21 protein-coding genes and 2 pseudogenes are annotated in these 24,681 nt (G+C 66.9%); 11 read left to right on the top strand and 12 right to left on the bottom strand.

Annotated elements, in window-relative coordinates; all coding sequences use genetic code 11:
- Nucleotides 1-71 precede the first annotated feature (71 nt).
- The 3 genes from HLH34_RS05995 to HLH34_RS05985 form a co-directional block, all read right to left on the bottom strand.
- The gene (locus tag HLH34_RS05995; RefSeq protein WP_183118709.1) at nt 72-635 is read right to left on the bottom strand and encodes a hypothetical protein; all 564 of its coding nucleotides are present in this window, start codon (nt 633-635) and stop codon (nt 72-74) included.
- Nucleotides 636-647: 12 nt separating this feature from the next.
- Nucleotides 648-1,553 carry a rod shape-determining protein MreC gene (gene mreC, locus HLH34_RS05990; protein WP_183118989.1) on the bottom strand — a complete coding sequence of 302 codons (906 nt, stop codon included), beginning with the start codon at nt 1,551-1,553 and terminating at the stop codon, nt 648-650.
- A gap of 135 nt (nt 1,554-1,688) precedes the next feature.
- Nucleotides 1,689-2,735: a rod shape-determining protein gene (locus HLH34_RS05985; RefSeq protein ID WP_183118708.1), complete on the bottom strand. Its 1,047-nt coding sequence runs from the start codon at nt 2,733-2,735 to the stop codon at nt 1,689-1,691.
- A gap of 390 nt (nt 2,736-3,125) precedes the next feature.
- On the opposite strand from HLH34_RS05985, the gene HLH34_RS05980 reads away from it, so the two are divergent.
- The gene (locus HLH34_RS05980; RefSeq protein WP_183118707.1) at nt 3,126-3,407 is read left to right on the top strand and encodes a cell envelope biogenesis protein OmpA; all 282 of its coding nucleotides are present in this window, start codon (nt 3,126-3,128) and stop codon (nt 3,405-3,407) included.
- A gap of 47 nt (nt 3,408-3,454) precedes the next feature.
- Nucleotides 3,455-3,886 carry a hypothetical protein gene (locus HLH34_RS05975; RefSeq protein WP_244959708.1) on the top strand — a complete coding sequence of 144 codons (432 nt, stop codon included), beginning with the start codon at nt 3,455-3,457 and terminating at the stop codon, nt 3,884-3,886.
- A 16-nt stretch (nt 3,887-3,902) separates the two neighbouring features.
- Here HLH34_RS05975 and HLH34_RS05970 read toward each other — a convergent pair whose 3' ends face one another.
- From HLH34_RS05970 to HLH34_RS05955, 4 genes are all read right to left on the bottom strand, one after another.
- Nucleotides 3,903-6,230, bottom strand: coding sequence for a TonB-dependent receptor (locus HLH34_RS05970; protein ID WP_183118706.1), 2,328 nt, complete (start codon nt 6,228-6,230; stop codon nt 3,903-3,905).
- 128 nt (nt 6,231-6,358) lie between these two features.
- Entirely contained in the window at nt 6,359-6,748 is a 390-nt protein-coding gene (locus HLH34_RS05965) for a hypothetical protein (RefSeq protein ID WP_183118705.1), read from the bottom strand.
- A gap of 112 nt (nt 6,749-6,860) precedes the next feature.
- Nucleotides 6,861-8,435, bottom strand: a complete 1,575-nt coding sequence (locus tag HLH34_RS05960) for a 2-isopropylmalate synthase (protein WP_183118704.1) — start codon at nt 8,433-8,435, stop codon at nt 6,861-6,863.
- A 306-nt stretch (nt 8,436-8,741) separates the two neighbouring features.
- Nucleotides 8,742-9,575: an N-acetylmuramoyl-L-alanine amidase family protein gene (locus HLH34_RS05955; protein WP_183118987.1), complete on the bottom strand. Its 834-nt coding sequence runs from the start codon at nt 9,573-9,575 to the stop codon at nt 8,742-8,744.
- 757 nt (nt 9,576-10,332) lie between these two features.
- On the opposite strand from HLH34_RS05955, the gene HLH34_RS05950 reads away from it, so the two are divergent.
- The 7 genes and pseudogenes from HLH34_RS05950 (at nt 10,333) to HLH34_RS19805 (ending at nt 17,417) form a co-directional block, all read left to right on the top strand.
- Nucleotides 10,333-13,308 carry an Rne/Rng family ribonuclease gene (locus HLH34_RS05950; RefSeq protein ID WP_183118703.1) on the top strand — a complete coding sequence of 992 codons (2,976 nt, stop codon included), beginning with the start codon at nt 10,333-10,335 and terminating at the stop codon, nt 13,306-13,308.
- 255 nt (nt 13,309-13,563) lie between these two features.
- Nucleotides 13,564-14,019, top strand: a complete 456-nt coding sequence (locus tag HLH34_RS05945) for a carboxymuconolactone decarboxylase family protein (RefSeq protein ID WP_183118702.1) — start codon at nt 13,564-13,566, stop codon at nt 14,017-14,019.
- Nucleotides 14,020-14,021: 2 nt separating this feature from the next.
- Nucleotides 14,022-14,909, top strand: a complete 888-nt coding sequence (locus tag HLH34_RS05940; RefSeq protein WP_183118701.1) for a sigma-70 family RNA polymerase sigma factor — start codon at nt 14,022-14,024, stop codon at nt 14,907-14,909.
- 87 nt (nt 14,910-14,996) lie between these two features.
- Complete coding sequence (locus HLH34_RS19165) at nt 14,997-16,133, top strand: GNAT family N-acetyltransferase (RefSeq protein ID WP_220792065.1); 1,137 nt, start codon at nt 14,997-14,999, stop codon at nt 16,131-16,133.
- Between the two features lie 77 nt (nt 16,134-16,210).
- On the top strand, nt 16,211-16,798 hold the full coding sequence (locus tag HLH34_RS05925) for an LOG family protein (protein ID WP_183118700.1): 588 nt from the start codon (nt 16,211-16,213) through the stop codon (nt 16,796-16,798).
- Nucleotides 16,762-17,217: pseudogene (locus tag HLH34_RS19810) on the top strand (nucleotidyltransferase family protein); the annotation flags it as partial. The gene HLH34_RS05925 and the pseudogene HLH34_RS19810, both read left to right, overlap by 37 nt.
- Nucleotides 17,163-17,417 carry a nucleotidyltransferase family protein gene (locus HLH34_RS19805; RefSeq protein ID WP_408871313.1) on the top strand — a complete coding sequence of 85 codons (255 nt, stop codon included), beginning with the start codon at nt 17,163-17,165 and terminating at the stop codon, nt 17,415-17,417. The pseudogene HLH34_RS19810 and the gene HLH34_RS19805, both read left to right, overlap by 55 nt.
- Before the next feature lie 31 nt (nt 17,418-17,448).
- Here HLH34_RS19805 and HLH34_RS05915 read toward each other — a convergent pair whose 3' ends face one another.
- From HLH34_RS05915 to HLH34_RS05895, 5 genes are all read right to left on the bottom strand, one after another.
- The gene (locus HLH34_RS05915; protein ID WP_183118699.1) at nt 17,449-18,954 is read right to left on the bottom strand and encodes an ATP-binding protein; all 1,506 of its coding nucleotides are present in this window, start codon (nt 18,952-18,954) and stop codon (nt 17,449-17,451) included.
- Nucleotides 18,951-20,195, bottom strand: coding sequence for a TIGR03862 family flavoprotein (locus tag HLH34_RS05910; protein ID WP_183118698.1), 1,245 nt, complete (start codon nt 20,193-20,195; stop codon nt 18,951-18,953). The genes HLH34_RS05915 and HLH34_RS05910 overlap by 4 nt, the downstream gene beginning before the upstream one ends.
- Nucleotides 20,196-20,230: 35 nt before the next feature.
- Entirely contained in the window at nt 20,231-21,589 is a 1,359-nt protein-coding gene (locus HLH34_RS05905; RefSeq protein WP_244959732.1) for an amidohydrolase family protein, read from the bottom strand.
- A 126-nt stretch (nt 21,590-21,715) separates the two neighbouring features.
- Nucleotides 21,716-22,579 carry a serine O-acetyltransferase gene (gene cysE / locus HLH34_RS05900; protein ID WP_183118696.1) on the bottom strand — a complete coding sequence of 288 codons (864 nt, stop codon included), beginning with the start codon at nt 22,577-22,579 and terminating at the stop codon, nt 21,716-21,718.
- A 69-nt stretch (nt 22,580-22,648) separates the two neighbouring features.
- Nucleotides 22,649-23,896, bottom strand: a complete 1,248-nt coding sequence (locus tag HLH34_RS05895) for a UbiH/UbiF/VisC/COQ6 family ubiquinone biosynthesis hydroxylase (RefSeq protein WP_240162183.1) — start codon at nt 23,894-23,896, stop codon at nt 22,649-22,651.
- A gap of 252 nt (nt 23,897-24,148) precedes the next feature.
- Between HLH34_RS05895 and glnK the strand changes: the two genes are divergently transcribed.
- Both glnK and HLH34_RS05885 read left to right on the top strand, forming a co-directional pair.
- Nucleotides 24,149-24,487 carry a P-II family nitrogen regulator gene (gene glnK, locus HLH34_RS05890; protein ID WP_012226274.1) on the top strand — a complete coding sequence of 113 codons (339 nt, stop codon included), beginning with the start codon at nt 24,149-24,151 and terminating at the stop codon, nt 24,485-24,487.
- Nucleotides 24,484-24,681 (top strand): annotated as a pseudogene (locus HLH34_RS05885) (ammonia channel protein); the annotation flags it as partial. The gene glnK and the pseudogene HLH34_RS05885, both read left to right, overlap by 4 nt.

The following is a 24,681-nucleotide window of genomic DNA, read 5'->3' as shown; positions in this document are numbered from 1 at the left end:
GATGGCCGTGCGCACCGAAGCACGGGAAACGCGCGTCGGATCGCCAGCAAAACGCGTTTTCAGACGGGCTCTCAGGCGCGGTCGGGGTTGGCCATGGTGCGTGCCATGACCGTGAACAGCGCACAGAGCATGGGAAACACGCCCAGCGCCAGCGTCCACTGGAACACGAACGGCACGCCGGGCATCGCCCGCAACGCCAGCGCCGAGACCAGCCCCCATTGCAGCACCGTGGCCGCCAGCGCCACCGCGCCGAACACCGCCCACAGCAGCAGGATATGCATCCGCGCGAAGCCGTACCGGCCCGACAGGCCGACCCCATGCACGATCAGCAGGATCAGCAGCATGACCCCCGGCGGCCCGAAACCCAGCAGGTCGACCAGCAACCCCAGCAGGAACACCACCGGCGAGGACATCGACGCCGGACGGAAGACCGACCAGAAAAACACCGATGACAGGACTACGCCCGGAAGCAGCTCCGCCTGGCCCGGCAGATCGAAGGGCGCCGACAGCAGCAGAATCGACAGGGCGGTGAACACCGCGGGCAGGCCGCGCCGCGACATGGCGTCCAGCCGGCGCCACACGCTGGCGCGAGGCTGGATTCCGGATTGCAGCACAGGGGACTGGTCGGGCGTCATCCATGCATACCCTCATCCCCGGCCGACCTTGGACTGGAAGGATGGCACAAGGGAATTGCCGGGACGGGGCAAGGGAATCCGCCCCGGCGCGTCCGGCGCGACCACCGAGGCACGTCCGTAATCGAACACCCGGACGATGTCGAGATGGTCGAGGGACGCAGCAGGGATGACGACGGGCTGACCCGGCCGGACATAATGAACCCGCCCGACCGGCAGGCCCGCGGGCAGTGAATCGATCTCGCCATTGGTGACGACACGCTCTCCCTCGATCGGGCCATTGTCCTGCGGATAGTACATCAGCCGGGGCGTAGCCGAATTGTCGCCAGCCATTATAGCCGCCCCGTGACTGACTTCCAGGGTTACCGGGATGCGGCTCGAAACGTCGGTCACCAGCAGCACCCGGACCGAGCGGCCGCCGACCTCGGTCACCCGGCCGACAAGGCCCGAGGCGTCGAGTACGATTTCGTCCTTGTGAATTCCGGCATCGACATTTGCCGCCAGCAGCACGCTGCGCGCATACAGGCCGCTGGTGTCCCGCACCACCCGGCCGGTGACGTAGGACGGCGCGGGATCCGGCATCCAGTGCAGATGGCCCTTCAGGGCGGCGTTCTCGTCCGCCAGCGCCGCCGCCACGTCATACCAATGGCGCAGATTGGCGTTTTCCGTCCGCAGGCGTTCGTTCTCGGCCTCGATTCGCGTCATGTCGCGCATGCGCTGATACAGGCCGTGCAGACGTTCCTGCGGCCAGACGATCAGGCCATAGGCCGGGGCCAGCATGTCGGCGACCCCCATGCGCACCCGTTCGGTCAGCCGGCGGTCGGCCTGGCCCAGCAGCATGATGCCCAGCGCCGCGACGATCAGCAGCGGCAGGACCAGCTTGTCCAGCGCCTGGCGCGACTGAATGGACAGCGGAATCAGCATCGCGCCCCCGCCACCCGGTCGCGCGCGCGCCGCCTGCCCGAACCCCTGTTCCGCTGCCGGACGTTCATCGCCCCGGCCCCCTTGTTCGCCCGTTTGCCGGAATGCGGGAGTCTGCCCGCGCCGGTTCGCCCGTCAGTACATGCTGGTCAGCACGTTCCGCAATCGTTTCATTTCTTCCAGGGCGCGTCCAGTCCCCAGCGCCACGCACGACAGCGCATCTTCGCCGACCGTCACCGGCAGGCCGGTCGCCCGGCGCAGCACCTCGTCCAGACGATAGAGCAGCGCGCCGCCGCCGGTCAGGACGATGCCCTTGTCGACGATGTCGGCCGCCAGTTCCGGCGGCGTGTTTTCCAGCGCCGTCGTGACGGCATCGACGATATGGCTGACCGGTTCGGCGAGGCTCTCGGCGATCTGGGCCTGGGATACGATGACTTCACGCGGCACGCCGTTGACCAGATCGCGGCCCCGGACCTCGCGCCAGCCGCCCTCGTCGTCGAGTTCGTCGGGCGGCAACGCGGCCCCCAGCTCGATCTTGATCCGCTCGGCCGAGCTTTCGCCGATCAGCAGATTATGGTTCCGGCGGATGTAGGAAATGATCGCTTCATCCATCTTGTCGCCGCCGACGCGGGCCGAACGGGCGTAGACGATGCCGCCCAGCGAGATCACCGCCACCTCGGTGGTGCCGCCGCCGATATCGACGATCATGCTGCCCGAGGGCTCGGTCACCGGCAGGCCGGCGCCGATCGCGGCCGCCATCGGTTCCTCGATCAGGAACACCTTGCGCGCGCCAGCGCTTTCCGCACTTTCCTGGATCGCGCGACGTTCGACGGCGGTGGAGCCCGAAGGCACGCAGACGATGATCAGCGGGCTGGCGAACATGCGGCGATTGTGAACCTTGCGGATGAAATGCTTGATCATTTCCTCCGCCACCTCGAAATCCGCGATGACGCCGTCGCGCAGCGGACGGATGGCCGTGATGTTTCCCGGCGTGCGGCCGACCATCTGCTTGGCCTCCTCGCCCACGGCCAGCACCTGCTTCTTGCCGCGCACGTCGGCAATCGCCACCACCGACGGTTCGTTCAGGACGACGCCGCGTCCCTTCACATAGACAAGGGTATTGGCCGTGCCGAGGTCGATGGCCATGTCGGCCGACAGCAGACCCAGCAGACGAGCAAACATCCAGAACTCCCCGACAACAAGCACGCGACTCCGACCCCGGCGACGAGTCGCGCGACGCCTCGACGGTCAACCCGTCCGTCATCACCCGCGCCGGCCTTCCTGGATCAGGGCGAGGGCTTAACGGTGCCCGCGCGCGCGGGCAAGGCCCGTGGACATTAATTCGTGCTTTTCCTCACGTCACCGGCCCACGCGGCGGAAAATTCCATCCCGCCGTCCGGCCATCGCCCTGTTTTCGCCATCGAAGCACCCCCATACCTTTATCAGAAGGCTCGACGGTCGCATGGGCCTCCCGTGGCGAGGCCACCCCCGTCCGTTCGCTCGCCGAACCGGGCGCAAAGGTCATCGCGGAGGGCATGCGCTGCCGGACCGTCGCGAACAAGGAAGACGATCATGAAGATCCGTATGCAAGGCCCCTACACTACCCGCGCCGCACTGCTGGGTTGCGGATTGCTGGCCCTGGCCGGATGCGGCAGCCCCTATGACCCCGGGGCCCGTGCCGGAACCGGCGCGCTGATCGGCGCGGGTGGCGGCGCCGCCATCGGCGGGCTGGCCGGCGGCGGAACGGGGGCGGCCATTGGGGCGCTGACCGGCGGCGCCGTGGGCGCGGCCACCGGGGCCGCCACCACGCCCAACCGGCCCCGTCGCAGCAACTACTACAATCGGGGCTACTGACTCCCTGCCGAGGCCGCCGTGCGGTTCACCGCAACCATGAGATGAACATGACCATTTTCCGCAGTCTATTCTTCCGTGTCGGGCAGCCTGCCCGACGCCCCGTGCGCGCGACGGCGACGCTGGCCCTGGCGGGCGCCGTTCTCTCGCTGGCGGCGTGCAGCAATCCCTACGATCCGGGGCAGCGCGCCCTGGGCGGAGGATTGATCGGCGCGGGCGGCGGCGCCGCCATTGGCGGGCTGGCCGGCGGCGGAACCGGGGCGGCCATCGGGGCGCTGACCGGCGGCGCCCTGGGCGCCGCGACCGGCGCGGCCACCACGCCCACGGCGCCACACCGCTATTACCCGCCGCAGGGCTACCCGCCACCCGGCCCCCCCCCGCCCGGCTATGCGCCGCCGGCTTATGGCGGCTACGCCCAACCGGCCTACCCGCCGCAAGGCTATTATCCCCCGCAGAATTATCCGGGCCCCTACGGCTACTGAGCCGGAATGCCGGTCATCAGAAACGCGCCTTCAGGTCCGCAACATAGGTGCGCATCGGAAAGGGGTGATATTCGTAATACCGGTCGTTGTTGACGTTATCGATGCCGGCATCGAGCGTCAGCGACCGGTAGACGCGATAATGAGCGTGCAGATCAACGACCACGAACGGGTCGAACGCGCCGAAGACGTGCGACACCCGGTCGGTGTTGTCCAGCGTCGAGTACATCCGGCCCTGGTATCGGACCGCGACCGACAGATCCAGGCGATCGTTGGGCCGGTACGTCACCTGCGCGGTATCCCGCCAGTTCGGGACATACGGCACATGCTTGCCCGTCGCCGTCGTGCCCGCCGCGCTGCTGAACCCGGGGTCGGACAGAATGCGGGAATCGACATAGGTCACGCTGTTGGACACATCGAGGCCAGGTACCAGCAGGTCATGCCGGTCCACCACGAATTCCACGCCGCGATTGCGCACCTGACGGACGTTCTGGAACGTCGTGGTGTAGATATTGTTAATCAGATTGCTTTGTGAAATCAGCGCGTTCCTGACATTTTCCTGAAACAGCGACAGACGGATCCGCCCCTGGCGCAGCCGATGCTCGACGGTCAATTCGCCCGAATAGACATTTTCCGGCGACAGGTCGGGATCGGGCACCGAATAGGTCCCGCCCGTGGCGACGATCTGGTACAGTTCGGCCACGGTCGGGTAGCGATAGGCCTCGCCGAACGACAGCTTGGCGCTCCAGGCCGGATCGATCCGCCAGGCCAGCGTCGCCTTGGGCGAGGCGTTGGTCGAACGCACCCGCGGCTGCGCCACCGCGGTCGTTCCCGCGAAATTGGCCCCGTCGAACGCCCGCCAGAATTCCAGCCGCCCACCGACCGTCAGCGTGAAGCCCGGGGCGAATGTCCATGCATCCTGCGCCCAGAGGGCATAGGTCGAACTCCTGCCCCGCCCGCTGGCATAGAGCGTACCGTTGCCGTCGCGGGGCGACGCCATCCAGTTATCGGTGTTGTAGGTGGGGTTGTTCAGGTCGTACTGGTCCCGGTGGCCGCCGAAACTGACCTCATGCGGGCCGGCACTCCCGTCGGGGCGCCAGATTGCCTTCACATCCGCCGTGGTCCAGCCGGTACCATCCAGCCGGGCGAGATAGCCGTTCGGCCGAAACGTCGTACCGGCCAGCACGCCGGCCGGATTGCGCTGCATGTCGCGCAGGAAGGCGTAATCGGTAAAGATCGCCTCCCAATCCCAATGGGCCCTGGTATCGGTCTTCAGCGACACCGCGTTCATCAGATGCCGCTGGCTTTGGGTATAGGTGTCGTTGGCGAAGCCCGACACGCCGCCGAAGGTCGGCCTGTCCGCCGCGTCGGTCAGGTAGGTCTGGGACCGCGCGCGCGCATCGTTGGTCCAGAAACCGATCGTATAGCTCGCCCGCAGCCAGTCCGTCAGATCGTAAGAGACGCGCCCCGTCACGGTGTTCATGGTACTGTGCAGCAATCCGCCCGCACCAACGACATTGGCGGTCGCCCCGGTCTTGCTCAGCGCCGGGATGATGCCCGTCGTACCCGCGGGTGTCTGGCCGCTGGTGATGAAAAACAGCGGTTCGGCAAGCGTTTCCTCCCGGTTCGCGCTGACGAACCAGGAAAACCTGCCGATTTTGTCGCCCAGCGTGACCGCGCTGCCGGCGGTGCCGTAGGTTCCGTGCGTCTTGTACGCATCGAAGCTTTGCACGCTGCCGGTCTGCTTGACCGTCGCCGCGAACCGGTCGGGCATCCGGGTGGTGATCAGGACGACGCCGCCCATGGCATTGCCCGGATATTCCGCGGCGAACGGGCCGTAGAGCATGTCGACCCGTTCGATCTGCTCGGGCGCGACCATGCCCCAGCGCGGCGCGCCGTTGGTGTTGTTGTTGGAAATCAGAGCGGAAATCGGCATGTCGTCGACATAGACAAGGCTGCGCGCGCTGGAATTGACGCCCCATGTCCTGGTCTGAAGCGTCGCCTGGGTGTCGCCGTTATTGCGTTTCCGCACGAACAGGCTGGGCATGTATTTCAGCGCGTCCTCGGCATCGACGATATTGGTCGTGGCCTCGATCCTGCGCCGGTCGGTGCTTTCCACCGTCTGCGGCAGGGAAAACCGCCTGATGTCGGCCGCGGGCTTCGAACTTTGCCCGGTGACGAGGATCGATTCCACGCGCCGGGGCGCCACCGCCGTTTCGGCCGGCGGGGTGGGGGTAGCGGCCAGTGCCGGTCCGGCATCCGCCAGAATGCCGAGCATGACCGAAACGCGCGCAAGCGTGCGCGGCGTTATGCCGAGGCCCCGTGGGACCTTGTGAAATCCATGCATGTCATCGAGAGTCCTTGCGTGACGGATCCAGCCGGCACACGGCACGACGACAGGCCCGCCACGCGGCCCCGAATATCCCGGAGCGGCGTGACAGGCGTATCAGTCGGGCCGGCGGCCGGCGCGAGGGGTCAGTTCAGGACAGGGGGACCGCGCGGCCGTGCCGCGGCGTTGACGACTGAGGGCGGGCCGCGCGCGGCTGCCGCAAACCCTGCCAGCCCGATCAGCACCGGCAGCAACGCCGGCACCACCGGCCCGCCGGCGGGCAGCAGGAACAGATCGGCCAGTGCACCGGGCAACGGCAGGCCGACATCGCCATGGACATGGTGGCGCCGCGCGGGCGTCTGGCCCGCGCCGTCGATCGGCAGGGAACTGTCGCAGAGCACGGACAGCGCGGAGAGCGTCGCGAATTGCGCGTCGGTCTCCTGGTCCGAGAAGGCGGCGCTGCCGAGCAGAAGCTGGCCGAGCATCGCGACAAACGCGATGGCCCATCCCACCCTGCCAAGCCGACGCTGTTGCATTGCCCGATTCATCACACGGGATCATCCACTCCGGACGGGCGATCCGCGACCCCGCGATCACAGGGATGTGCCATGCACGCCTGGCACATCCGCCTGTGTGGGGCCTTTCTCTTCAGGCCGTCAGCGCTTCGGGCTCGGCGCGGGTGCGCTTGACCAGCAGCTTGTTCAGCGCATGGACATAAGCGCGGACGGCCGACACCAGCGTGTCGCTGTCCGCGCCCTGGCCGTCCACCAGCTTGCCGTCCTCTTCCAGGCGCACGGTAGTGCGGGCCTGCGCGTCGCTGCCCTCGGTGACCGCGCCGACCGAATAAAGCTGCAGCGTCGCGTCGTGGGGGAAGATCTGCTGGATCGCGTTGAAGGCGGCATCGACAGGCCCCTGGCCGGTGACGGTGGCACTGCGGGCCTCGCCATCGACCTCCAGCGTCAGCGCCGCACGCGCGGGGCGCTTCGACCCGGCCTCGACTTCCAGCGAGACGAAGCGGATGCGGGCATGGTCCCGCGCCTCGTCATCCACCAGCGCTGCCAGATCCTCGTCGTAGACGACCTTCTTGCGATCGGCCAGGTCCTTGAAGCGGGCGAAGGCGTCGTTCAGATGCGCGTCGTCCATCTCGCCATAACCCATGGCCTTCAGCTTGTCGCGGAAGGCCGCCCGGCCGGAATGCTTGCCCAGCACCAGCGAGGACTTGGTCCAGCCCACGCTTTCCGGCGTCATGATTTCGTACGTCGCGGCGTTCTTCAACACGCCATCCTGATGGATGCCGCTTTCATGGGCGAAGGCATTGCGACCGACGATGGCCTTGTTGGGCTGCACGTCGAAGCCTGTGATGGTCGCCAGCATGCGCGAGGTCCGCAGCAGGGCCTGCGTGCGGATGCCGGTCGTATAGGGCATGACGTCATGGCGCGTGCGGATCGCCATGACGATTTCTTCCAGCGCCGCATTGCCGGCGCGTTCGCCGATGCCGTTGATGGTGCATTCGATCTGCCGGGCGCCGGCGGCCAGCGACGCGATGGTGTTGGCGACCCCCAGGCCCAGGTCATTGTGGTTGTGGGCCGAGAAAATCACCCGGTCCGCCCCCGGCACGCGGGTCCGCACGTCGTTGAAGATGCGGGCCATGTCCTCGGGCGTGGCATAGCCGACCGTGTCGGGGATGTTGATCGTCGTGGCCCCGGCCTTGATCGCGGCCTCGACGCAGCGGCACAGGAAGTCGGGATCGGTCCGCGACCCGTCCTCGGCCGACCATTCGACGTCATCGGTGAACTGGCGCGCCGCGGTATTGCCCGCGACGATCAGTTCCAGCACCGTTTCCGGCTCCATCCGCAGCTTGTATTTCATGTGCAGCGGCGAAGTGGAGATGAAATTATGGATGCGCCCGCGTTCGGCAGGACGAATGGCCTCGCCCGCGCTGGCGATGTCGTTCTTGCCGCCGCTGCGCGCCAGCGCGCACACCACAGGGCCGCGCACGGTGGACGCAATCTGGTGGACGCTGTCGAAATCGCCCTTCGACGCCACGGGGAAGCCGGCCTCGATCACGTCGACGCCCAGTTCCGCCAGGGCTTCCGCCATCCGGAGCTTTTCCGTCAGGTTCATCGAAAAGCCGGGGGATTGTTCGCCGTCACGCAGGGTCGTGTCGAAAATGATGACACGATCGTCGCCGATGCGGCCGAAGGACGGATGGTCGATAGTCATGGATTACCTCGGACAGGTCCGGATGTTCGCCTCTGAACGCCACGACGGGCGTTCCTTGCCTAGCCTGCGGGATTGCTCCCGCCGTTACCCCCTGGGCGTACCGGCTTCGTGCCGGCCCTGAACGCTCAGGGGCAGATAAGTCGAAGGCGAAGCAGGAGGGCGGCACGTCCATGGGCGCGCGACAATGCCGGCGCTGCTGCGCCCGACCCGTCTGCCATCATGAACATCGCAAAATCCATGGGCGGCACCATACAGACCGATCCGCCGATTGCAACCCAAAAGGCCGCCATCCGAACAGGCGCGCCATCAGCCCGTCAGGCGGGTGACGCCGCCGGCCGAGGCGAAATACCGGTCGATCGCCTGCTTCATCGCGCCGGCCACCATCATCCGGTGCCCCGCCTGGCGCAGCGCGGCCTCATCCAGCCGGTTGGACATGAAGCCCATTTCCACCAGCACCGACGGAATGTCCGCCGATTTCAGGACCACGAACGCCGCATGCCGCGACGGATGCGGCAGCAGGCCGATACGGGGCTGGAAGGCCGCGACGACGCTGCTGGCCAGATGGGCGGCGCCGCGCCGGGTTTCCTCGGTCACCAGGCTGGCCAGGATGGCCTGCACCTCGGGCGAACTGGCGTGCACCTGCGGGCCGCCGAACCGGTCGGCGCTGTTTTCGGTGCGGGCCAGCGCCGCCGTCTGGGCATCCGAGGCCTGACCCGACAGGGTATAGACGCTGGCCCCCCGCACTCCGCGATCGGTCAGCGCGTCGGCATGCATGGACACGAACAGGGCGGCGCGATGGGTATGGGCGATATCGACCCGCCCCTCCAGCGGGATGAACCGGTCGTCGGATCGCGTCATTGCCACGCGGTAGGCGCCGCTGGCCAACAACTGCCGCCGCAATTCCGACGCCGCGGCCTCAGCGATATGCTTTTCGTAGGTGCCCGACACCCCGATCGCGCCCGGATCCTTGCCGCCGTGACCGGGATCGAGCATGACCAGCGGCAGGGGGGCCGCCGCCCGGCCGACGATTGCGGGCGCGCGATGCATGACCGGCGCGGGCACGGCATGCCGCGCGGCATGGACGGCGTGCGCCCGATGGTGCGTGGTGGCGGTGGACGCGGCACCCGGGCGCAGCAGCATCCCGGCGGCCGACAGGCCGGACAGCAGGACATGCCGCCGGTCCCGACACGCCGGGCCGGCCGGACAATCGGCCTTCCGGCCCGCCGTCGTCGCGCGATCGGAACGATGGGTGTGCATGACGGCCGGTCCCTGCTGCGGATCCTGACGGGCTTCTTAGCATCTTTCGACCCGCCCGTCAGCAATTCAACCACTTGCGGCAATTCATTCGTACGGATTTGCAGGGACCTGCGGCATTTTCGCGGTGGTGCTTGCAGCGAAGGCGCAGTTAGGTCATGCTGAACTGGTGATGGGTCCGCGTCGGCCGACGTCCGTGCAGGTCATGGGCGCCCCCGGCCGGCATGACCGGCCCCATTCGGCAGGCCGGCCCCGCGCGGGCGTGGCGCGTCCGACCGCAACACGGGTCGGACGGCCCGCAACCGCGTGGCCCGGCGGCCGCTCCACCCCTGCCGCAAGGCCGGGCGCAGGATGACGACGATATATTGATCTGACGACGCGGCCGCGCCTCGGCCTGGACGCATCGTCATCGCCTGATGAGGATGGATGAACGCCACGCGGACCGCGTTTGCAGGCAGCACGATACAGCATGCGTCACCCGTGACACATGCCGACGCTGGTTGCCCGGGCCCCGCCGCAACGGCTTCCGGATCCGTCATATCTTTCCCGTTCGTTTCTGCTCGCCTTCCCCGTCGCAGTTGCCCGTCCCCGATGAGGACGCCGAACAGACAGAGGAGCCGGGCACACCGGAGTTCCGTTTTTTATGAACAAGCGCATGCTGATCGACACGACCCACGCGGAAGAAACCCGCGTGGTCGTGATGGATGGTAACAGGCTCGAAGACTACGACGTCGAGGCATCCGTCAAGAAGCAGCTCAAGGGCAATATCTACCTCGCCAAGGTCATCCGGGTCGAGCCCAGCCTGCAGGCCGCCTTCGTGGAATATGGCGGAAACCGTCACGGTTTCCTCGCCTTCAGCGAGATCCATCCGGATTACTACCAGATCCCGGTTGCCGACCGCGAGAAGCTGCTGGCGCTGCAGGAAGAGGAAGCCCGCGCCGAGGAAGCCGCCCCCCAGGACGACGAGGCCGAACCCGCGCCCCGCGATGCCGAGGGCGCGAATGGCGAGGACGAGGCCGGCGACAGCGATGGCGAGTCCCTGCCCGAGACCGTCGGCGGCGAGACCGATACCGGCGACGAGGGCGTGGTCCAGCGCCGGATCGCCCGCTTCCTGCGCAGCTACAAGATCCAGGAAGTCATCCGCCGCCGGCAGATCCTGCTGGTGCAGGTCGTCAAGGAAGAGCGCGGCAACAAGGGCGCCGCGCTGACTACCTATGTCTCGCTGGCCGGGCGCTATTGCGTGCTGATGCCGAATTCGCTGCGCGGCGGCGGCGTGTCGCGCAAGATCACGTCGGTCGCCGACCGGCGCCGGCTGAAGGACGTGATCGCCGAACTGCAGATTCCGCGCGGCATGGCGATGATCGTCCGCACCGCCGGCGCCCAGCGCCCGCGCCCCGAAATCATGCGCGACTGCGAATATCTGCTGCGCCTGTGGGACGACATCCGCGAACATACGCTCAATTCGATCGCGCCGGCGCTGATCTATGAAGAAGCGAGCCTGATCAAGCGCGCCATTCGCGACATCTATACCCGCGACGTGGGCGAAATCTTGGTCGATGGCGAGACGGGATGGAAGTCGGCGCGCGAATTCATGCGCATGCTGATGCCGCAGGGCGCGCAGAAGGTGAAATGCTGGCGCGACGGGCAGCCGCTGTTCTCGCATTTCAATGTCGAGGGGCTGCTGGATTCGATGCTGTCGCCGACGGTGCAGCTGCGCTCGGGCGGGTATCTGGTCATCAACCAGGCCGAGGCGCTGGTCGCCATCGACGTCAATTCGGGCCGCGCGACGCGCGAGCGCAATATCGAGGAGACGGCGCTTCGCACCAACCTCGAAGCCGCCGAGGAAGTGGCGCGGCAGTTGCGCCTGCGCGACCTGGCAGGCCTGATCGTCATCGACTTCATCGACATGGAGAGCCGCAAGCACAACGCGATGGTCGAGCGGCGGCTGAAGGACGCGCTGCGCACCGATCGCGCGCGCATCCAGGTCGGCAATATCTCGCATTTCGGGTTGCTGGAGATGTCGCGCCAGCGGCTGCGCCCGTCGATCACGGAATCGACCTTCACCCCCTGCCCGCACTGCCAGGGCACGGGCATCATCCGCGGGACCGAAAGCGCCGCGCTGCATGTGCTGCGCGCCGTCGAGGAAGAAGGCACCCGTCGCCGCGCCGCCGAGATCACGGTGCATGTGGCCTCGGAAATCGCGCTGTATATCCTCAACAACAAGCGCGTCTGGCTGGATGAGATCGAGAAGCGCCACAAGATGCGCGTCGTCTTCACCCCCGATGCGACCCTGCTGCCGCCGCAATTGCGGATCGAGCGCGTCCGCCCGCAGACCGAAAAGTTCGAACCGGTCGCCCTGCCCGCCCCCACGGAGGAGCCCGAGACCGTCGCGGCGCCCGCCCTGGTCCGCGAAATCCCGATTCAGGACGAGGCTCCTGCCCAGGCCGAAGCCGAAACCGCAGCGCCCCCGACCGCAGCGGAGGAGAACGACGACGGCACCGATCATCGCCGCCGCCGCCGCCGCCGTCGTCGGCGTCGTGGTGGCGCCGAGCATGGCGAGACCACGGCCCCGCAGTCGGCCGCCATCGCGGCGCCGGAAGAATCCGAGGCCGCCGAGGCCGAGGAAGAGAGCCCGGTCGCTGCGCCCGAGACCGTCGCCACCGCCCCCGTGGTTCGGGAAGAAGGCGGCCGCGATCGCAACCGCCGCCGTCGCGACCGGCAGGACCGCCGCCCCGTGACGCCCGAGGTGGAAGCGCCGTATCGCGGCCCGACGCCGGCCAACCCGTTCGGTAACGGCATCATCGACATCTTCGACGTGATCGAGCAATCGACCGACACCGACCTTATCCCGGCAATGCCCGTCCAGGCCCCGGTCTCGGTCGAGATCGTCGATATTGCCGAGACGCTGGCCATCTCGGAACCCGAAGCGGTCCCCGAGGCAACGGTGATCGAGGCAACGGCGGAAATCGTGGCCGATGCGGTGGAAGCCGCGTCGGAGGTCCCCGTCGAGGTCGAGGTCGAAATCGTCGAGGCCGAGCCTGCGCCCAAGCGGGCATCCCGCCGCCGCGCCGCCGCCCGTCCCCGCAAGGCCGCCGCCGCCAAAGCCGAGGTGGAAGCCCCTGCCCCGGTCGTTGTGGCCACGCCGGAAGCCGAGGCCGAGACCGTCGTCGCCGAGCCGGTAAAGCCTGCGCGGCGTCGGGCACCGGCGCGCAAGGCCGCGGCCAAAAGCACGGCGAAGACGCCGTCCAAGGTGGCGGAAGAGCCCGTCGCGGTAGTAGCCGAACCCGAGGCACCCGCCGCCGAAGCCGAGGAGCCGAAGAAGCCGGCCCGCAAGCGCGCGCCGCGTGCCGCCACGACGACCCGCAAGGCGAAGTCGGCGGAACCGGCTGTGACCGAAGAGGCCGCCACCGTCGCGCCCACCGCCGAGGCCCCGGCCAAGCCGCGCCGCGCCCGCAAGGCACCAGCCCGCGCGAAAAAGGCCAAGCCCCCGGTGGAAGCCCTTGCCGAGGCCCCGGCCGAGGCCGCGACGCCGGCCACCGACAGCCCGGTGGTGCAGCCGATCGTGATCGACGACAGCGCACCCGCCCCGGTCCGCAAGACCGGCTGGTGGCGCCGCTGATCCTCGGCCGGTTCGCCGGCCAGGACCACTGACGAAAAAGCCCCGCTTCCGGAAGGAAGCGGGGCTTTTTCATTAGCAGCCGGGTCAGGACACAACGGACAATTTCGAAGCCGGACGTCCGAACGCCCTGTGCAGCGTTGCGGTCGCATGTCCGATGGAAAGCGCGTCATCCCGGATGCAGTCCCGGATCGGGCGCGTGTCACAAAACGTACCCTCTCTCCGTCTTAAGGTAACACCCATGGCAAGGATGCCCCTATGACGGCTCGGCTCGACTATTACGCAACCTCTCCCGTGCTTCTGGGAAAAATGCTGGACCTTGAACAGGCCGTCATGACAGACGGACTGGGGCATGGTCTGCTTGAACTGGTGAAAATCCGGGTCTCCCAGATCAACGGATGCGTCTTTTGCCTCGATATGCACCTCCGCATTCTGCAGCAGGCCGGAGAAAGGACCGACAGGATCGTGCTTCTGTCCGCCTGGCAGGAAGCAACGATTTATACGCCTTGTGAACGGGCCGCGCTCGCATGGGCCGAGGCATTGACGCGCATCGCAACGACACATGCACCGGATATGGCCTATGAAGGGCTGCGCGGGCACTTCTCGGACGAGGGAATCGTGCAGCTCACCATGGCGATTGTCATGATCAACAGCTGGAACCGCCTGGTGATGGGCTTTCGCTCCCTGCCACGCGCACCCGGGCTGCGAGGGTAGGAATGTCGGATCCTACGGCGACGTTCATGCAATTTCGACCGGATATGACAGGCATTGCCTATCGGATGACAGGGTCGCTGGCCGTCGCGGAAGACATGGTGCAGGACGCTTTTCTGCGCTGGCACACGGCGGACCAGCCAGCCATAGACAATCCCAGGGCGTGGCTGCTGAAGGTCGTGACGCGCCTCTGCCTTGACTGGCTCAGGGCGGCGCCGCAACGCCGCGGACAATATGTCGGGCCATGGCTGCCGGAACCATTGCTGCATACGCAGGACGCGCCGCAGGCGCTGAAACACATGCATGACGAAGATCTGTCGGTTGCCTTTCTGGTAACCCTTCAACAGCTTTCCCCAGCGGAACGCGCCGTATTTATCCTGCACGACCTTTTCGAAACACCGTTCGATGAAATCGCAACTCTGCTGGCACGCAGCCCGGCCGCCTGCCGGCAACTGGCGTCCCGCGCCCGGCGGCATCTGACACACCGCAATCGCCCGGGACCCGCGCCGGACAGCACCTGGGCGATGCGCGTAGCCGAGGCATTTCTGGAAGCGTCGCGCAGCGGTGACGAAGCGGCATTGAGAACTATTCTGGCGGAAGACGTGCGCCTCATTTCCGACGGCGGGGGCATTCGTCCGGCGGCCCTGAATGTCATTGAAGGTGTCGACCGAATTTGCCGCCTGCTGGTGGCGCAGAGCCGCAGGAATGGAAGGCAGGCGCCCCCGGTGCTGTATCGGGACCTGATCAACGGCGCACCCGGCTTTGTCACCGTCGAAACCGACGGGCTGATCCAGACGACAACCCTCACAATCGCCGGCGAACGGATCACGGCCATTCAGATCGTCCGTAATCCCGAAAAGCTGGCAGGGATCGAAGGACGTCTGGTGCATTAGATGTTTGGTGCCGGGACCAAGCACCGCGCGCTGCAGCCCGTTTCAATTTAGTTGCCTTTGGCAACTAGATGGCGCAACGTCGTCCTCATGGAACAGACGATAGAAGCCGTCCGCACGTTCAACCGATTCTACACCCGATATGTCGGGGCCTTGGACGCGCGCTTTCTGGGCAGCGATATGAGCCTTCCGGAGGCTCGGCTTCTGCTGGAAATTGCCCGGCGCGAACCGGTTCAGGCCAACATGCTACAAGATGAACTTGATCTGGATCGCGGTTATCTGAGCCGCATGGTCAGCCGGTTTGAACAACGCGAGTGGATCTCACGCGATCGTTCGGCCACGGATAGCCGCTCCCGGCCCATCCGCCTCACCCCTGCCGGTCGTGCGGCATTCGCAGCCATCGATCGTCGTCAGCATGATGTCATTGCAGCGGCGCTGTCGCGTCTCACTCCCGCCGAACAGCATGATCTGACCGAAGCTCTTTCCCTGGCAAGATGCCTGCTGGCGGCCCCAACAACGCCGCATGCCGATTCAGACGGGCAGCGTAGGGCTTCGCTGGAAATGCTCGACCGTCCTGTCTGGAACGCACTCGCGGGACGTCAGGCGCCGTTGTCGATCGGCACCCCCAACGCGCGGCGCTTCGATCCTGCAATCGGCCCGTTCGGAGCCGCACGCCGGAATACGGCAGGACACCTGGCCACGCTGGCGCGGTTATCCGCAACCGACGACATCTGGCTCGTTGAAAAAGAGCCGATCGCAGCACCCGATGGCGCCGTAATCGTCCACAGCGCCGAATGCCTGCAAATGGTTGCCGCGCATGTCTCTGAACAGGACCGCAGTTTTCCATTCCGTGATCTTGGAGAGGCCGATGCCGCAGACATGCTGGCGCTTGCAACGCTTACCGCCCCCGGTCCTTTCCGGGCCGGCACATGGCGCCTCGGTGGCTTCATCGGAATTCGCGACAATGGCCGCCTTGTCGCCATGGCCGGAGAGCGCCTGAAGCCCGGAAATTTCACCGAAATAAGCGGCGTATGTACCCACCCGGAGTATCGCGGACGAGGTTATGCAGGCTTCCTGATGCGCGTCGTCGCGAAACGTATTCTTGCAAGAGGAGAGCAGCCTTTTCTGCATTCATATGCAAATAATGCCGGAGCGATCGCCCTGTATGAGTCACTTGGCTTCAGGGCCCATCAACGCGTGACGGCAACGGTGATTCGAAGGACGTGACGATCCATTCATCCGCTCCCCTTACCCGCCCTTATGTGAAATAATCCGTCGGTCGAAGCCGATGTCGGGAGGTCGCCTTGAAACTCGCCGTTTTCTGTGGCTCGTCCGAAGGGCGTGAACCAGCTTATAAGCATGCAGCATATGCATTCGGACGCCTCGCCGCACAGCGTGGTATCGCGATCGTATATGGCGGCGGACATGTTGGTCTTATGGGCGCCGTCGCGGATGGTGCGCTCGCGGCCGGTGGCGAGGTCATCGGCGTTATGCCGAAGGCCCTTGTCGAGCGTGAAATTGCGCATCAGGGTCTGACTCATCTGGAAGTGGTCCCCGATATGCATGTTCGCAAACAGCGCATGTCGGAGCTGGCGTCGGGGTTCGTGACGCTTCCGGGCGGAGCGGGAACCCTGGAAGAGATATTCGAACAATGGACGTGGGCGCAGCTTGGCATTCACAACAAGCCTTGCGGCTTTCTCAATGTCGAGGGCTATTTCGATCCTCTGTTGGCGATGATCGCGAAGACCACCCGGGAAGGCTTCATGAAGCCTGAATATGCCAGCATGCTGGTCGTTACATCGGACCCTTTGGAACTCTTCGAGTTGTTTGACGATTATACGCCCCCCGCCCGAAAATGGACCCAGGCGCCCGTCCCCCCGGCTTCTGCCTGACCGTCGTGCAAACACGGTCGTCAGGCCCAAAGAGCCCTCTGAAAGAGGCTCAGGAAACGAAACTACGGTCTATTGTTGCCGAAAGTCCCCTTCTTTCCACGATTCTCGGAAGATGGGATCAAATTTCTCTTCCTGATGCCTGGCTTGTGGCCGGAGCGGTGGCCCAGACAATCTGGAATCATACATTCCGCTATCCGCCTGCTCACGGCATCAATGACATTGATATTATTTATTTCGATGCGGACAATCTTTCCGAGGATGCCGAAGCCGCACATTCCGCTCGAATCCGAGCGGCATTCCGCGATGTGCCTGTCTGGATAGACGTAAAGAACCAGGCCAGAGTCCATTGCTGGTATAAGGAAAAATTCGGCTACTGCATCCCAGCCTACAGATCGATCCCGGAAGCCATTGCGACATTCCCGACCACCGCACAACAGCGGTTGGCCTGCGTCCTCAGAATACCGGCCTGGAATTATGCGCGCCTTACGGACTGTCCGATTTGTTTGGTTCGATCGCGCGTCCCAACAAAAAACAAATCACGCGCGAAATATACGAAAAGAAGCTCGCAAGGTGGAAGGCCTTGTGGCCTGAACTTACGATCATCGGTTGGGATGAATAACGGCCTTGCAGGACGCGTCCGACGCGTAATGTTACACTGTGCTCTGACCCGCGCCATTCGGGTCGGACGGGGCGGTTTCCCAGCCCAGGCCGATGACGGCGGCACTTCGCCGCCCCATACCGTCGGTACGCAGAACAATGACGTTCTGTTCTTCAAGATACGCCAGTTGCCGCCGGGCGCGGCCCAGGGAATGGGTACCGTAGACACGGGCGATGGTGGCGTCGGATGGGCAGGGGGCGCCTTCCATCGCCGCGCGGGCGATCAGCAGGAAGATCCCGCGCATGTCGTCGGGCAGCGGCGTCGCAATCCGTTCGGCCTGCTGCCAGGCCTCGCCCTCGGCGGTTTCGGCGTCGATGCCGGCCCGCGCGGTGGCCAGCGCCCGGCGGAATTGCGGCATGTCCATCGCCTGCCGCCCCATGCCCTCGATCCGGCAGCGGACCAGGAAATCCTGATACAGCACATGCACCGGCCGGAAGCCGGCATCCTCGTCGCGCAATATGTCGGTCAGGATGGCGGCGAAGCGCCGGCGCTGTTCGGCCCGGTCGGCCGGGGTCTGCGGCGGCGGTTCCTCGGCTTCGGCCTCCACGGCCGCCGAGGCGGCATGGGCGGCGAGCTGCGCCAGGATATCCGGCGGCGGCGGCGCGGGCGTCCGGGCCGGCCGGGCCATCAGTTCGCGGTCCGGCAGCGGGGTCAGGATCAGTTCGCGCATTTCCTCGGGCGGCGGCGCGGGTTCGAACGGCAACAGGGTCGGGCCGGCCGAACGGCTTTCGGTCTCGACTTCGCCGATCCGCACGGCCACGGGCCGGCGGCATAGCGCGGGGCCCAGCGCCACGAAAAACCCGCGTTGCAGGTCGCGGAAGCTTTCGGCCTGCCGGCGCTCCATGCCCAGCAGGTCGGCCGCGCGCGCCATGTCGATATCGAGGAACGTGCGCCCCATCAGGAAATTCGACGCCTCGGCGGCGACATTCTTGGCCAGCTTGGCCAGACGCTGCGTCGCGATAACCCCGGCCAGCCCGCGCTTGCGTCCTCGGCACATCAGGTTGGTCATGGCCCCCAGCGAGGCGCGCCGGGCCTCGTCCGACACCTCGCCGGCGGCGGCCGGGGCGAAAAGCTGGGCCTCGTCCACCACCACCAGCACAGGATACCAGTGGGCACGCGCGACCTCGAACATGCCGCCCAGGAAGGCCGCCGCGCGGCGCATCTGCAATTCGGCATCCACGCCTTCCAGGTTCAGGACCACCGACGCGCGATGAACGCGCATCCGCTCGCCCGCCGCCTGCAACTCGGCCTCGGTATGCATGGCGCCGTCGATCACCAGATGACCGTATTTCTCGGCCAGGCTGACGAAATCGCCCTCGGGGTCGATGATGGCCTGCTGGACCAGGGTCGCCGACTGTTCTAGCAGCCGGCGCAGCAGATGCGACTTGCCCGATCCGGAATTGCCCTGCACCAGCAGGCGCGTGGACAGCAATTCCGCCAGATCCATCACGGCAGGCCCGCCGCCCCGCACTTCCCCAATCGTGATCGCAACCGTCATGGGGTGGACGGATACCGTTCCTTGGCCCCTTCCTGCAACCAGTCCAGCACGCCCGCCGCCGCCGCGCGGCCGGTGGCGAAGCAGGCCTGAAGCAGATAACCCCCGGTGGGGGCTTCCCAATCCAGCATCTCGCCCGCCGCGAAGACACCCGGCAGGGCCCGCAACATGAAGCGGGCATCGACATCCGCCGCCCGGATGCCGCCCGCCACCGAAATCGCACGATCCAGCGAATCGGGCGCCAGCAGCGTCACCGGCACGGCCTTGACCAGCCGGGCCAGTTCCGCCGTATCGCGCGGCGGCACCCCATCGGCCCCCTCGCGCAGGATCGCCACCGCGACCGGCGGCAGGCGCAGCGCCTTGCGCAGCGTGTTCGACAGGCTCTCGCGCCCCCGGACCCGCTCCAGGCGCGCCTGAACCACATCCAGCGACATGTCGGGGCGCAGGTCCAGCAGCACCCTCGCCTGCCCCTGGGCCGCAATCCTGTCGCGCAGGGGGGCGGACAGGGCGTAGATCGCGCCACCTTCCAGCCCGGCGGCGGTCACCACCGCCTCGCCCCGGACGGGCGCACCCGACGCACCTTCCATCGTCAGTGCGATCCCGCGCAGCGGTTCGCCGGCGAAGCGGGTCCGCGTCGCCTCGGTCCAGTTGGTGGCAAACCCGCAGTTGGCCGCCTGAAAAGGCGCAGCGATAACCCCCTGTCGGGCCAGGAGGCGCGTCCATTGCCCGTCCGACCCCAGGCGCGGCCAGCTTGCCCCACCCATGGCCAGAATTACGGCATCGGCCGACATGGCGCCCGCGCCGTCCGGCCCGGTGAAGGTGACGCGGCCCGCCGCGTTCCAGCCGGTCCAGTCATGCCGGGTGCGGATATTCACCCCCAGCCCGGTCAGGCGCACCACCCATGCCCGCAGCAGCGGCGAGGCCTTCATCGCCTGGGGGAAGACCCGGCCGCTGCTGCCGGTGAAGCAGGGTTGCCCCAGATCCTCGGCCCAGTGGCGCAGATCGTCCGGCGCAAAGGCGCGCAAGGCGGGTTCCAGCCACGGCCGCGCCGGGCCATAGCGGGTGACGAAACGATCGAACGGTTCGGAATGGGTCAGGTTCAACCCGCCCCGCCCGGCCATCAGGATCTTGCGCCCGACGGTCGGCATGCGCTCCAGCACCGTGACGGTGCAGCCCCTGCCTGCCAGTTCGCCAGCCGCGGCCAGGCCGGCGGGGCCTCCACCAATCACAACGATATGCGGCATGCTGCTCCTGATCCGCGACCTGGGCTGGCGCGGGCCTATCGCGCGACCAGCGGTCCGTCGGTCTTCACCCCGCGATGCCAGACCTGCTCGATCCTGTCGACGGCCGTGATGTCGGTGGCCGGGTCGCCGGACACGACGAACAGGTCGGCCAGGCGGCCGGGCAGGATCACGCCGCGATCGGACAGGTGCATCAAGGCGGCGGCATTGCCCGTCGCCACCGCCAGCGCCTGCATCGGCGTCAGGCCGGCCTCGACCATCAGCTTCAGTTCCCGATGTTCGGCGAAGCCGGGAATACGGGTGGGCGACGCGCCCGAATCGGTTCCGAACCCGATGCGGATCCCGGCCCGGTACAAGGTCAGCAGATTATGTTCGTTGATGGCCAGCGCCGCCTTGGATGCGGCGGTCAGCGGGGCCGCCAGCACCTTGGCCCGCCAGGCCGGGTCGGCGAACTGCGCGCGCAGTTCGGGGCTGAGCCCCGTCGACAGGACCGGATCGTCCAGCCATTCCGGGTGCAGGGCGAAGATGTAATTGGCCTCGTCCAGATCGAGGGTCGCGATATACCACGCGCCCTTCTGTTCCATCAGCATGATGAAGTCGGTATCGACCGGCTGGTCGCGCACCCCATGGGCGATGATATCGGCCCCGGCCTCGACCAGCGCCTTGGCGTCCGACAGGTCGTGGATATGGGCGGCAACCCGCTTGCCGCGCGCATGGGCCTCGGCGATCACGGCGCGGTAGATCGCGGGATCCATCTTGGGGAAGCCCTTCGCGCCCGGCACGCCGTTGCGGAACGTGTCCACCCAGACCTTCACCAGGTCGGTGCCCTCGTCGACCATGCGATCGACGGCGGCGCGGGCCTCGGCCTCGGTGGTGGGACGATAGATCTGGTCGGGCCCCAGATGGAACATGCCCTGCGGCGGCACGCCGTCCGGCGCGCCGATCCCCTGATCGACGCCGAACAGGTCGGCGCCGGGATTGCTGCCCGCATGCTGTTCCTGCCGCAACTGGTCGAACAGCGGCGAGTTGTTCAGGCCCAGCGACGTGACCGTCAGCACACCGTACCGTTCGTACTGTTTCAGGGCCGCCAGGATGTTGGCACGCGTATAATTCGACGCGTCCACCTTCGTGCCTTTGACCAGGCCGGTGTGGCTGTGGTCCGAGATCAGGCCGGGCAGGACCGTCATGCCGGACAGATCGACCGTCTTCGTCCCCCCGGGCACCGCGACGGCGCCGCTATGCCCCACGGCCGCGATACGCCCGTCCTGGATCAGGATCGCGCTGTCGGACTGCGCCGCGGCCCCCGTGCCGTCGATCAGCGTCGTATGATCCAGAAGAACCGGCGCCGCCGCCATGGCCGCGCCGGAATATAGCCCGCCGCACACCGCCAGTGACATCGCCCACGCGATACGATCCCCAGCTTTCATGCCGTCTTATCCTTTTTTCAGCCGTTTCCCCCTGGCAGTGTTCGGTCCAATGCCGGGGATGTCCAGATCGGAAACGCCTGATATTCGGATTCCGCTTCAGATCATGTAGTCGATCGGCGGCAGCATCTGATCCATGGTGAAGGCCGGCAGCGCGGAATGGCGCGTGCCCACCGGCCGGGCCGGGTTGCCGACGACGGTGGTGAACGGCGGCACCGATTCCAGGACGATCGAGCCCGCGCCGACCTTCGCCCCCTCGCCCAGTTCGATATTCCCCAGGATCTTGGCGCCCGCGCCGATCAGGACACCGCGCCGGACCTTGGGATGGCGGTCGCCGACATTCTTACCCGTGCCGCCCAGCGTCACCCCCTGCAGCAGCGACACGTCGTCTTCCAGCACCGAGGTCTCGCCGATCACGATCCCGGTGCCGTGGTCGAGCAGGATCCGCCGCCCCAGCCGCGCCGCCGGATGGATATCGACGGCGAACAGTTCGGACGCCCGGCTTTGCAGATGCAGCGCCAGATGGCGGCGGCCGGCCCGCCACAGCCAATGGGCCACGCGATGGCTCTGCACCGCGTGGTAGCCTTTGAAGAACAGGAACGGCGTCGCGTAGTCGGCGGTAGCGGGGTCACGCTCGCGAATCGCGACCAGGTCGGCGGCGGCGGCGGCCACGATCTCGGGGTCGGCCAGGAAGACTTCGGTCACCAGTTCGGACAGGGCGTCATCGGCCACCGACCGGTCGCCCAGCTTCCGCCCGATCAGCGCCGCCAGCGCGTTGGCGAAGGTCGCATGGTTGCGGATGCCGGTCGCCAGCAGGCCGCGCACCAGCGGATCGCCACACCCCTCGCACCCATGCGCGAGTTCTTCCCACAGCCGCTGCTGATCGACAGCCGACAGGGTGGGGTCTGCGACGGGGCGTCCCACGCGGGAGCCCGGGGCGGATATGGTGGATGTATCGGGCATGACGGACCTGACGGTTGCACGGAACAGCCGATATGGGAACCCGCCCCCCCTCCTGACCAGAGGGGCGGGTTACACCCCCATTGCCTGGCGGACGAAGGCCCGGCGCAGCGCGGGAAGGCGATGCACGCCCGCCAGGCCCAGGTCGCGCGCCCGGCGCAGGATGGGATTGTCGTTGCCGAACAGGCGTTCCAGCCCGTCCATCGCCGCCAGCATCAGCATGTTGACCGGGCGGCAGCGCGCCTGATAGCGGCGCAGCAGGGCCTGCGCGCCCGGATCCTCGCCCCGCGACCGGGCCGCGATCAGCAGGTCGGACAATGCGATGACGTCCCGGAAGCCCAGGTTCAGTCCCTGGCCCGCGATGGGATGGACGCCGTGGGCGGCATCGCCCACCAGTGCCAGCCGGGTATCGACGTAACGCTGGGCGTACTGCGCCGACAGCGGATAGATCCAGCGTTGCCCCACGGGTGTCACCTCACCCAGCCAATCCCCCATCCGGCGCTGGATTTCGTGGGCGAAGGCATCGGGCGGCAGGGCGGCCATGCGGCGGGCGACGTCGTCCTTTTCCGACCAGACGATGGCCGACAGGTTCGGATAATCGGCTGTTCCGGCCATGGGAAGCTGGGCGAACGGGCCGGCGGGCAGGAAATGTTCCAGCGCGCGATTACCATGGGGCCGCGCGTGCGCCACCGCGCCGACGATCCCGCATTGATGGTACGGCAGCCGGGTGACCCCGATGCGCGCCTGCTCGCGCAACGGGCTGCGCCGCCCCTCGGCCGCGACCGCCAGGCGCGCGCCGAACGTCCGCCCCGAACGGGTCCGCACCTGCACCCCCTGTTCGGTCCGGGTGATCGTGGCCTCGTCCGGGGCCAGGACGACGATGTTGTCCGACGCATGCAGCGCCGCGTTCAGCGCCACCCGCAGGGACCGGGCCTCGATCATCCAGCCGAACGGCTGATCGGCGTCCTCGCGGCCGAATTCCAGGAACAGGGGGGACGGTGCCTCGCCGGGGCGACCGTCGGAAACGCGGATTTCCTCGATCGGGCAGGATGGCTGCGGCAGCCGCCCCCATACGCCGGCGGCGTCCAGCAGGTTGCGCGGTCCCGCCGCGATGGCATAGGCGCGACCGTCGAATCCGGGCTCTTCCATCGGCGGCAGGGCGGCACGATCGATGATGGCGACGCGCAGCCCGCCGACCGCCAGCCGGCAGGCCAGGCTGGCGCCGACCGGCCCGGCGCCCACGATGCACACGTCGACATCCCCGACCGCCCCGTCGCCGTCTTTCCCCGCGTCGAGTCCGGTCGTCGGAAACGGCGTCATGCCTTCGGTCATGCCTGTGGTCCTGTGATAGCCCTCCGGATGGCGTAATCCGGCGGAACCGTGATCCGTTCCGGGGCTGCCGCCCATAAATCAGGCAGAGGCCGCCGCTTTCGAGGGCTGCAAGGCACACCAGTCAGGCCCCTGCGTCAAGTTCGCTCGCGGATGGCACGGATTTTGTATTGCCGTTATAGAAGTTTGGATCATCATTCGGATCGGGAAACGGATCACCATGGAACAAGGAGGCACGGCGCGATGAAGCTTGTCACAGCCATCATCAAGCCCTTCAAGCTCGACGACGTTCGGGAATCGCTGACGCCGCTGGGCATTCAGGGCCTCACGGTATCGGAAGTGAAGGGTTTCGGCCGCCAGAAGGGCCAGACCGAAATCTACCGCGGCGCTGAATACCATGTCAGCTTCCTGCCAAAGGTGAAGATCGAGGTCGCGGTTTCCGACGACATTGTCGATCAGGTCGTCGACGTGATCCTGCAGTCGGCGCATACGGGCAAGATCGGCGACGGCAAGATCTTCGTATCCAGCCTGGACAGCGTCATCCGCATTCGCACCCGTGAAACCGGAGAGGACGCGCTGTGACCGCAACCCGTCCCCATACCCCCGCCCGCCTTCTGCCGCGCGCCCTGCCCGGGCTGGCGGCTGCCCCGCTACTGATGGCGGCCACCCCGGCGCTGGCGGCGGACCCCGCGATCGACACGGGCGACACGGCGTGGATGCTGGTCAGCACGGCGCTGGTGCTGATGATGACCATTCCGGGCCTGGCGCTGTTCTAT

The sequence above is a fragment of the Gluconacetobacter azotocaptans genome (assembly GCF_014174355.1).
GTDB classification, from domain to species: Bacteria; Pseudomonadota; Alphaproteobacteria; order Acetobacterales; family Acetobacteraceae; genus Gluconacetobacter; species Gluconacetobacter azotocaptans.
This window is presented reverse-complemented; position numbering and strand designations above follow the sequence as displayed.

Coding starts and splice junctions, on each gene's coding strand:
- HLH34_RS05995 (WP_183118709.1), bottom strand. CDS start 635: ATGACGCCCGACCAGTCCCCTGTGCTGCAATCCGGAATCCAGCCTCGC.
- HLH34_RS05985 (WP_183118708.1), bottom strand. CDS start 2,735: ATGTTTGCTCGTCTGCTGGGTCTGCTGTCGGCCGACATGGCCATCGAC.
- HLH34_RS05980 (WP_183118707.1), top strand. CDS start 3,126: ATGAAGATCCGTATGCAAGGCCCCTACACTACCCGCGCCGCACTGCTG.
- HLH34_RS05975 (WP_244959708.1), top strand. CDS start 3,455: ATGACCATTTTCCGCAGTCTATTCTTCCGTGTCGGGCAGCCTGCCCGA.
- HLH34_RS05970 (WP_183118706.1), bottom strand. CDS start 6,230: ATGCATGGATTTCACAAGGTCCCACGGGGCCTCGGCATAACGCCGCGC.
- HLH34_RS05965 (WP_183118705.1), bottom strand. CDS start 6,748: ATGCAACAGCGTCGGCTTGGCAGGGTGGGATGGGCCATCGCGTTTGTC.
- HLH34_RS05960 (WP_183118704.1), bottom strand. CDS start 8,435: ATGACTATCGACCATCCGTCCTTCGGCCGCATCGGCGACGATCGTGTC.
- HLH34_RS05955 (WP_183118987.1), bottom strand. CDS start 9,575: ATGCTGCTGCGCCCGGGTGCCGCGTCCACCGCCACCACGCACCATCGG.
- HLH34_RS05950 (WP_183118703.1), top strand. CDS start 10,333: ATGAACAAGCGCATGCTGATCGACACGACCCACGCGGAAGAAACCCGC.
- HLH34_RS05945 (WP_183118702.1), top strand. CDS start 13,564: ATGACGGCTCGGCTCGACTATTACGCAACCTCTCCCGTGCTTCTGGGA.
- HLH34_RS05940 (WP_183118701.1), top strand. CDS start 14,022: ATGTCGGATCCTACGGCGACGTTCATGCAATTTCGACCGGATATGACA.
- HLH34_RS19165 (WP_220792065.1), top strand. CDS start 14,997: ATGGAACAGACGATAGAAGCCGTCCGCACGTTCAACCGATTCTACACC.
- HLH34_RS05915 (WP_183118699.1), bottom strand. CDS start 18,954: ATGACGGTTGCGATCACGATTGGGGAAGTGCGGGGCGGCGGGCCTGCC.
- HLH34_RS05910 (WP_183118698.1), bottom strand. CDS start 20,195: ATGCCGCATATCGTTGTGATTGGTGGAGGCCCCGCCGGCCTGGCCGCG.
- HLH34_RS05905 (WP_244959732.1), bottom strand. CDS start 21,589: ATGTCACTGGCGGTGTGCGGCGGGCTATATTCCGGCGCGGCCATGGCG.
- cysE (WP_183118696.1), bottom strand. CDS start 22,579: ATGCCCGATACATCCACCATATCCGCCCCGGGCTCCCGCGTGGGACGC.
- HLH34_RS05895 (WP_240162183.1), bottom strand. CDS start 23,896: ATGACGCCGTTTCCGACGACCGGACTCGACGCGGGGAAAGACGGCGAC.
- glnK (WP_012226274.1), top strand. CDS start 24,149: ATGAAGCTTGTCACAGCCATCATCAAGCCCTTCAAGCTCGACGACGTT.